This is a genomic window from Clostridium sp., from assembly GCF_021443865.1.
Lineage (GTDB): Bacteria > Bacillota > Clostridia > Clostridiales > Clostridiaceae > Clostridium.
This window is the reverse complement of record NZ_JABUTB010000036.1, coordinates 6126-11206: the sequence shown is the minus strand read 5'-3', so window position 1 is coordinate 11206 and position 5081 is coordinate 6126. Positions and strand designations below refer to the sequence as shown.

The 5081-nt window shown below is 27.7% G+C and carries 5 protein-coding genes and 1 other annotated feature; of the genes, 4 read left to right on the top strand and 1 reads right to left on the bottom strand.

Annotation, left to right across the window (positions count from 1 at the left end; genetic code table 11):
* Positions 1-51 precede the first annotated feature (51 nt).
* The 4 genes from HUJ77_RS07990 (at position 52) to HUJ77_RS07975 (ending at position 4337) form a co-directional block, all read left to right on the top strand.
* Positions 52-183, top strand: coding sequence for a hypothetical protein (locus tag HUJ77_RS07990; protein ID WP_291708055.1), 132 nt, complete (start codon positions 52-54; stop codon positions 181-183).
* 18 nt (positions 184-201) lie between these two features.
* Positions 202-1938 (top strand): EAL domain-containing protein, encoded by a 1737-nt coding sequence (locus tag HUJ77_RS07985; RefSeq protein ID WP_291708054.1) that lies wholly within the window; start codon positions 202-204, stop codon positions 1936-1938.
* 118 nt (positions 1939-2056) lie between these two features.
* Positions 2057-3427 (top strand): MATE family efflux transporter, encoded by a 1371-nt coding sequence (locus HUJ77_RS07980; protein WP_291708053.1) that lies wholly within the window; start codon positions 2057-2059, stop codon positions 3425-3427.
* 37 nt (positions 3428-3464) lie between these two features.
* Positions 3465-3696: a binding site (T-box leader), on the top strand.
* Positions 3697-3806: 110 nt separating this feature from the next.
* Positions 3807-4337: a tryptophan transporter gene (locus HUJ77_RS07975; protein ID WP_291708052.1), complete on the top strand. Its 531-nt coding sequence runs from the start codon at positions 3807-3809 to the stop codon at positions 4335-4337.
* Between the two features lie 75 nt (positions 4338-4412).
* Here the strand turns inward: HUJ77_RS07975 and HUJ77_RS07970 are convergent, their stop codons facing one another.
* The gene (locus tag HUJ77_RS07970) at positions 4413-5060 is read right to left on the bottom strand and encodes a polysaccharide deacetylase family protein (RefSeq protein ID WP_291708101.1); all 648 of its coding nucleotides are present in this window, start codon (positions 5058-5060) and stop codon (positions 4413-4415) included.
* Positions 5061-5081: the final 21 nt, after the last annotated feature.

Here is a 5081-nt window from a genome sequence, read left to right as displayed (position 1 = left end):
TACGACGAAACTATTAATCAATTTAGATAAATATGTTAGGAGGAGTAAAAAATGAAAATTAGAAAGATGGGAAAATTAGCAGTTGCATTAGTAGCAGGAGCTGCTTTAGTAGCAACTTTAATAAAAGATAGTAAAGAAAAAGAAAGAACGGACGAAGATATAATTGAAGAAAAACAAAATTAGATTTAAGAGGATTTTGATATGATTAGGGAAAATGATTATAACAAGAAAGTTGATTCCCTTAGGATTAAAGATATAAAATTTTTGAATGAAAATAAGGAGGAATTCTTATGGAATTTTAAGAATTCCTTTATAAATTCTATAAAAGGTCTTTTTATTTATGCCAATAAAGAAGAAGACTTAGTAATATTTTACGGGAACAATAAGGAAATTATTGGCTATGAAGATAAATTTATTGCATTTAATTTTAATGAAGTAAAAGAGCTAATACATAGTGATTATATTGACACCTTACATTATGAATTAAATAATTGTACAGAAGATATAGAGATAAAAGTTATAAACATTTTAGGACAAGAACTTTGGGTTAGAATAAATGGATTTACTAAGAAAGATATTTATGGGAATTTTTCTATATTTGAAGGATATGTACATAATATTAGTAATGAAAAGGATTCAAGCTTAAAGTTAGAATATATTAACGCTTATGATGAACTTACTGGATTAAATAATAGAAAAAGCTTTAAAACAATAATGGATAATCAATTAAAGGATAATATTGTAAATAAAACTAGAGGAGCCTTAATAATAGTTGACATAGATAATTTTAAATTTATAAATGATTCTTATGGGCATAATTGTGGAGATAAATTTCTAAAAAGGTTTTCAGATGACCTAAAGAAAAAATTAAATTTAAATGAATTATTATGTAGATTTGGTGGAGATGAATTTCTAATTTTTATACCATATATATCTGATTTTCGTGATGTTAAAAAAGTTGTAATGAAAATTACGGAGATATTAAAAGTACCATATAATATAAATAATAATGAAATTTTTGCATCTTTAAGTATAGGTGTTGCTGTTTATCCAGATGATGGCGAAGAGTTTGAGTCATTACTTAAAAATGCTGATGCTGCCATGTATTTAGCTAAGAGTAACGGAAAAAATAAGTGGGAGATGTTTAATAGTAATATCTCAAGGGAAATAAACAGAATTTATTCCATTCAAAGGGGTCTTAGGACAGCTTTGGATAATGATGAAATGTTTGTTGTATTTCAACCAAAGGTTAGACTGGCAGATAATGAAATAGATGGCTTTGAGGCTTTACTTAGATGGAATAGTTCAGAGATCGGTTTAGTAAGTCCATCTGAATTTATACCAATTGCAGAAAGCACAAGATTAATTATACCAATAGGTAAGTTTGTTTTAAGAGAAGTCTTTATTAAAATAAAGTATTTATTATCAGAAGGTTATGATAATTTTAAAATTGCAGTTAATTTATCAGAAATTCAACTAAGAGAGGGAGATTTACTGGAGTATTTCAAATTGTTAATTGAAGAATTTAAATTTTCTCCTAAATATATTGAGTTTGAAATTACAGAAAGTATGATAATGAAATCTGTAGATAGAAATATAAATTATTTAATGCAGATTAAGAATTTAGGCTCATCTATAGCTTTAGATGATTTTGGCACTGGATATTCTTCTCTAAATCATTTAACAAAACTTCCTATTGATGTTTTGAAAATAGACAGGAGCTTTGTAATTGATATGATTGAAAATGATAAGAGTAGGTACATAGTAGAAAAAATTATTCAATTATCCCATAAGTTAGGTATTACTGTAGTTGCAGAAGGTGTTGAAGAAGAAGAACAAGTAGAGTACTTGAAAAAGATGGAGTGTGATACTGTTCAAGGATATTACTATAGTAAACCACAAAATTTTGAAAATATAATAAATATGTTAAATAAATAGATTATTAATAACAGAAGCTTCATAATTTTAAAATAAAGTTTATATTTACTAATATATATGTAATATAAATTTTATTTTCAAATTTTATGAAGTTTTTTATAGTTCTTAAGGAGGACATATGAAGAGATCAGTTGATTTAGTATCAGGGAATATAAGTAGCACTTTAATTAAGCTATCATTGCCTATTTTAGGTACTTCCTTTATACAAATGGCTTATAATATGATAGATATGATATGGGTTGGAAGAATTGGAAGTAATGCAGTTGCAGCTATTGGAACAGCTGGATTTTTTACTTGGTTCGGAAGTTCTCTAGTATTAATATCAAAAATAGGAGCACAGATCGGAGTATCGCAATCTATTGGCAAAAAAGATTTTAATGAAAGGAATAAAACAATTTATAACAGTTTACTAATTACTGTATTAGTAGCTTTAATTTATACGGTGTTTTTAATAGTATTTAGAAAGGGATTAGTAGGATTCTTTAAATTAGGAGATACTGAAATTAATAATATGGCTATTGGCTATTTAGTAGTAGTTTCTATAGGAATGATATTTAGTTTTTTAAATCCTTTATTTACTAGTATCTTTAATGCAGCAGGAAGTAGTAAAATTCCTTTTCTTATTAATACAATAGGGTTAATAGTAAATATTGTATTTGATCCAATACTTATTTTTGGACTACTTGGCTTTCCAGCCCTTGGTGTTGTAGGTGCAGCATTAGCAACTGTTGGAGCACAAGCTATAGTAACCTTTATTTTTATTATTGCTTTTATTAAGAATGGATATAGTTTAGAACTGAAAAATGTAAAATATATAGATAAAGAAACTATCCTTAAAATATGCAAGTTAGGAATACCAACAGCAGTTCAAAGTTGTTCTTTCGCTTTTTTTGCCATGATAATAGGTAGATTAATAGCAGCTTGGGGACCAGTAGCTATAGCTGTGCAAAAGGTTGGTTCTCAAATAGAAGCAATATCATGGATGACAGCAGAAGGATTTGGAGCTGCATTAACTGCCTTTGTTGGACAAAACTATGGGGCTGATAAGTGGGATAGAATACTAAAAGGATATAAAGTTACAATGATACTTTCAAGCGTCATTGGAATATTTGCTACAATACTTTTAATTTTTGCAGGAGAAAGTATATTTTCAATATTTATTCCAGAAGCAGAAGCTATAAAGGCAGGAGGAATTTATCTGAAAATTTTAGGCATATCACAGCTTTTTATGTGTATTGAGATTACCACAGCTGGAGCTTTTAATGGTTTAGGAAATACAGTAACTCCTTCGCTGGTAAGTATAATATTTACAGGTCTAAGAATACCTATTGCTATATTTTTAAGTGGCTTTGCTGCTTTAGAATTAAATGGAGTTTGGTGGAGTATTAGTGGAACTAGTATAATTAAAGGAATGCTTTTATTAAGTTTATTTATTTTTATGATTATAATACCTAATAGAAAAAAAGTTTTAGAAACTATTGACAAATAAATTTAATAGGAATATTATAATAATAAATAAAAGAAAGACAAGTCCATTGATAAGGGATAGTAACTAGATTGTAAGGTTTTAGAGAGCTGAAGATGGTGGAATTTCAGTACTGTAGCAAATAGTGAATGGGCCTTTGAGGAGTGATACGAAATTTATTAAAGTAGTTGATCCGTAATTCCCACGATATAGGGAATAGGGTATAATAGTACCTGATAAGAGAGGCTTATTTAAGCAATTTAGGTGGCAACGCGGATAATACCGTCCTATACATTTTGTATAGGGCGTTTTTTTTTATAAGAAAATATAGAGGAGCTGGTAATTATGGTATGAAAGACAGGAGATAATAAAGTTTAAAAATAATAATAAAAGGAGAATTATTATGGAAAGAAATATGAATGTTAAAAAAATGATATTAAATTCAATATTAATAGCTATAGGAGCTTTATTACATCAAATTACACCAGCTTTAGGATTACCAATGCAACCAGATTTTGCAATTGCAATGCTATTTATTATTATATTAATTAATAAAGATTATAAAACTACTTTAATATCAAGTATTATAATGGGAGTTATAACTGCCTTAACAACAAAGTTTCCAGGAGGACAACTACCTAATATTATAGACAAAATAGTAACTGGACATGTTATATATTTCATGTTTAAGGCTATGGGAAATAGGGTGAGCAATAATATAAAGATGATATTTGCATTAAGTATTGGAACATTAGTTAGTGGGTTAACTTTTTTATCTTCAGCTAGCATAATTGTTGGACTACCAAGTGATTTCTTTACTTTAGTTATTCTAGTTGTATTACCTGCTACACTAATGAATATCTTTTTAGGTACAATATTATATAAATCTATAGGAATAGCTCTAAAGGCTACAGGAACAGTAGTTAGTAAATAAAAATTGCCCATTAATATATTTTTTTATAGGGTGCTGTCCAAGAATTTAAAACTAAATTAAAGGACAGCATCTTTTTTAATGCTTTATAACCTTATATATTTCAGGGGTAGTTTCATCAATAGTTTTAAATATATAACCACTATCTTTATAATATTTAATTACAGAAGGAAGAGCTTTAGCAGAAGTTTTATTTATAAAACCACAATGCATTAAAACTACTACATTATCTCCAGTTTTACAAGCTTTTTTTGCAATACTTTCTGGAGAAGATTTATAATTTGCTCCATCTCCACTATCTGCATTCCAATCATATATTTTAAAATTATTTTTATGTAGAAGATCTACCAAATTTTGTGTTAGTCTATAACTTTTGTTATTACATCCAAAAGGAAATCTTAGAATATAATATTTTTCTCCAGTTACATTATAGATAGCTTCTTGAGATTTTACCATTTCATTTAAAAAGTTTTCATTATTACAATAAAGTTTATCTCTATCATGAGTAAAGCTATGTAAGCCTATACTATGTCCTTCATCCTTCATTCTTAATAAAATTGATTCTTGGCCTTTGATTTCTGAACCTATTACAAAAAATGTGGCTTTAACTCCTTCTTTATTTAAAGTATCTAAAATATCTTTTGTAACATTTCCTCCTGGACCATCATCAAAGGTAAGATAAACGACCTTTTCTTTGGTTGCATCTGATGAACTTTCTTCATTTATATCAGTAGCATAAGCCTGAGT